Origin of the sequence: Vibrio sp. V42_P2S4T144 (assembly GCF_009904715.1) — a bacterium.
GTDB classification, from domain to species: domain Bacteria; phylum Pseudomonadota; class Gammaproteobacteria; order Enterobacterales; family Vibrionaceae; genus Vibrio; species Vibrio alginolyticus.
Window position 1 is genome coordinate 1 of the sequence record NZ_WXWS01000657.1, and the last position, 3,569, is coordinate 3,569.

The following is a 3,569-nucleotide window of genomic DNA, read 5'->3' on the forward strand; positions in this document are numbered from 1 at the left end:
ATTGTACTTAATGTTGTTAATTGTCTTTTCTTAGATTTCGGTTCTGCTCATCACGCTCTAAAATAATAGAGTGGTTTATGAATAAGTTCTTGCTAAAGTTTGCGTTTCAGCACATATTCATAGAAAGCAATTTTTTGTCGATTACGTTAGTATATAGGCAGTCATACTGATATCCACATTTAACAAATAATGGTTATGTGGGTGCAGAACCAATACAAAGTGTGGAGATACAAGTTTGATAAATGTTTTCCTTGTAGATGATCACGAGCTGGTTCGCACAGGGATACGACGTATTATTGAAGACGTCCGTGGAATGAACGTAGCAGGAGAAGCTGACAGCGGTGAAGATGCAGTAAAATGGTGTCGCAGTAATCATGCTGACGTCGTTTTAATGGACATGAACATGCCAGGAATTGGCGGCTTGGAAGCCACTAAAAAAATTCTTCGCGTGAATCCTGATGTGAAAATCATCGTACTTACCGTTCATACAGAAAACCCGTTTCCAACCAAGGTGATGCAGGCAGGTGCGTCTGGTTATTTAACCAAAGGTGCTGGCCCTGACGAAATGGTGAATGCGATTCGTGTAGTTAATAGTGGGCAGCGTTACATCTCGCCAGAGATTGCGCAGCAGATGGCATTGAGTCAATTTTCTCCAGCCTCTGAGAACCCTTTTAAAGACTTATCCGAACGTGAATTGCAGATCATGCTTATGATCACCAAAGGCCAAAAGGTAACGGATATTTCTGAGCAACTTAATTTAAGTCCAAAGACAGTCAACAGCTATCGCTACCGACTCTTTAGTAAATTGGACATTAATGGTGACGTTGAGTTAACTCACTTAGCGATTCGCCACGGAATGCTGGACACCGAGACCCTTTAGCGTGAATCCTCCTTTCGATTCGGCTTCCTTTCTCAAGACAGTAACTCATCAGCCCGGCGTTTACAGAATGTACAACGCCGAAGCTGTTGTAATCTACGTAGGTAAAGCCAAAGACCTTAAAAAGCGCCTTTCAAGCTACTTTCGAAAAAAAGTAGACAGTGAGAAAACTCGCGCGCTTGTCAGTAATATCGCCAAAATAGACGTCACGGTGACTCACACTGAGACAGAAGCGCTGATCTTAGAGCATAACTACATCAAGCAGTATTTACCGAAATACAATGTGTTGCTGCGAGATGATAAGTCTTACCCTTATATCTTTATTAGCGGTCATAAGCACCCACGGCTTTCTATCCACCGTGGCGCCAAGAAGCGCAAAGGTGAATATTTTGGCCCCTACCCAGATTCTGGTGCAGTAAGAGAAACATTGCATTTGCTGCAAAAGATATTTCCTGTGCGCCAGTGTGAAGACACTGTCTATTCCAACCGAACGCGCCCATGTTTGATGTACCAAATTGGTCGCTGTGCAGGACCATGCGTTAATACCATCATTTCTGATGAAGAATATGCAGAGTTGGTTGGCTTTGTGCGCATGTTTTTGCAAGGCAAAGATCAGCAAGTACTCAAACAACTGATCGAGAAAATGGAAGTTGCCAGTCAGCAATTGCGCTTTGAAGATGCCGCTAAATTTCGCGATCAAATCCAAGCGATTAGGCGTGTTCAAGAGCAGCAGTACGTCTCAGAAGACAGCATGGATGATATGGATGTACTCGGGTTTGCTCAGGAGAATGGTATCGCGTGTATCCATATCCTGATGATACGTCAAGGCAAAGTGCTTGGTAGCCGTAGTCATTTTCCGAAAATCCCACAAAATACAAGCCAGCAGGAAGTGTTCGATAGTTTTCTGACTCAATACTATTTGAGCCATAACGAAGCACGTACAATTCCCTCTCGTATTATTTTGAATCAAGAGTTGGCAGAAGATATTGCGCCAATACAGAAAGCGTTAAGTGAAGTGGCAGGCCGTAAGGTTCATTTTCATACGTCGCCAACTGGCTCTCGAGCAAGGTATCTCAAGCTTTCGAACACGAATGCACTAACGGCGATTACCACCAAAATCAATCACAAGATGACGATTAATCAGCGTTTTCATGCGCTTCGCGAAACATTGAAGTTGGAGTCTATAGCTCGAATGGAATGTTTTGATATCTCCCATACGATGGGGGAAAGTACGATTGCGTCATGTGTTGTGTTCAACAACGAAGGCCCCGTAAAGCAAGAGTATCGTCGCTACAACATTACTGGGATTACCGGTGGTGATGATTACGCAGCAATGGGACAAGCGTTGGAGCGCCGTTATTCGAAGCAATTGGACGTAGAGAAAATTCCCGACATCATCTTTATCGATGGCGGTAAAGGTCAGTTAAATCGTGCGCATGACATCATTTCGCAGTACTGGGGGGATTGGCCAAAGCGTCCTATCATGATTGGTATTGCAAAAGGCGTTACTCGCAAACCAGGTTTAGAAACGCTGATTACAGTCGATGGGGACGAGTTTCATTTACCAAGCGATGCTCCTGCGCTGCATCTTATTCAACATATTCGTGATGAAAGCCATAACCATGCTATAGCGGGGCACCGTGCTAAGCGAGGTAAAACCAGACGTACGAGTGCACTCGAAGGGATTGAGGGAATCGGCCCTAAACGACGTCAGGCGTTACTCAAGTACATGGGTGGGTTACAAGAACTTAAACGTGCAAGTGTCGAAGAAATCGCCAAAGTACCGGGAATAAGTCACTCTTTAGCAGAAATTATTTTCCAAGCATTGAAACAATAAGGAAAATCGCGCAACATTAAGCCGCAATGTGTAAGAGAATAATAAAATGCGTTTGAATATCCCGAACATTCTGTCTCTTCTTAGACTGTTCCTAATCCCTGTTTTTGTGGTTGTCTTTTATCTACCTTATTCATGGGCACCGTTTGCAGCAGCAATGGTGTTTTGGGTAGCGGGTTTTACTGACTGGCTTGACGGCATGTTGGCCCGTAAACTTGGCCAAACTTCTCGTTTTGGCGCGTTTATTGATCCTGTCGCTGATAAAGTGCTAGTGGCAACGGCATTGATTCTAATCACGGAACATTATCATTCAATTTGGGTGACCATTCCTGCGGTAACGATGATTGCGCGAGAAATCATTATCTCAGCATTGCGAGAATGGATGGCTGAAATCGGTAAGCGAGCGAGTGTTGCGGTATCTTGGGTTGGCAAAGTAAAAACTGTTTCGCAAATGTTCGCCTTATGGGTGTTGATATGGCGTTACGATGAATGGATGGTTTGGCTAGGCTTTGCGGCCTTGTATGTGGCAACTTTCTTGACATATTGGTCAATGATTCAATATTTAGCTGCTGCGAAAGACGATCTGCTGAATGAAGAGCACCATTAAATTCTGATGTTAGAAAGCAGGCTTAGTAGCCTGCTTTTTTGTATCTAAGACAATCTACAGCATTTTTTGGCTTCTCTCGCTTTCCAATGCTTGCTAACGGCCATGTTTGCAATTTGTATCTGGAGCTTTTGCTTCGATAGAGTTCTATTTGTGATCTAAATCTTGTTTTTGTCCTTGGAGAGTCTTAGAGAGGCGAGTCTTCTGATTATTAATACTTCAATGCACGCAACACACGGCCAGCAGTGTAAGGC

The 3,569-nt window shown here is 43.7% G+C and carries 3 protein-coding genes; all 3 read left to right on the plus strand.

What is annotated here, in order from left to right:
* Positions 1 to 235 precede the first annotated feature (235 nt).
* Genes uvrY through pgsA form a run of 3 tightly spaced genes read left to right on the plus strand, consistent with a single transcriptional unit; the run spans position 236 to position 3,318 of the window.
* Complete coding sequence (gene uvrY, locus CAG68_RS21305) at positions 236 to 880, plus strand: UvrY/SirA/GacA family response regulator transcription factor (protein WP_005386783.1); 645 nt, start codon at positions 236 to 238, stop codon at positions 878 to 880.
* 1 nt (position 881) lies between these two features.
* Positions 882 to 2,714 carry an excinuclease ABC subunit UvrC gene (gene uvrC / locus CAG68_RS21310; protein WP_080773718.1) on the plus strand — a complete coding sequence of 611 codons (1,833 nt, stop codon included), beginning with the start codon at positions 882 to 884 and terminating at the stop codon, positions 2,712 to 2,714.
* A gap of 46 nt (positions 2,715 to 2,760) precedes the next feature.
* On the plus strand, positions 2,761 to 3,318 hold the full coding sequence (gene pgsA, locus CAG68_RS21315; protein WP_005394805.1) for a CDP-diacylglycerol--glycerol-3-phosphate 3-phosphatidyltransferase: 558 nt from the start codon (positions 2,761 to 2,763) through the stop codon (positions 3,316 to 3,318).
* Positions 3,319 to 3,569 lie beyond the last annotated feature (251 nt).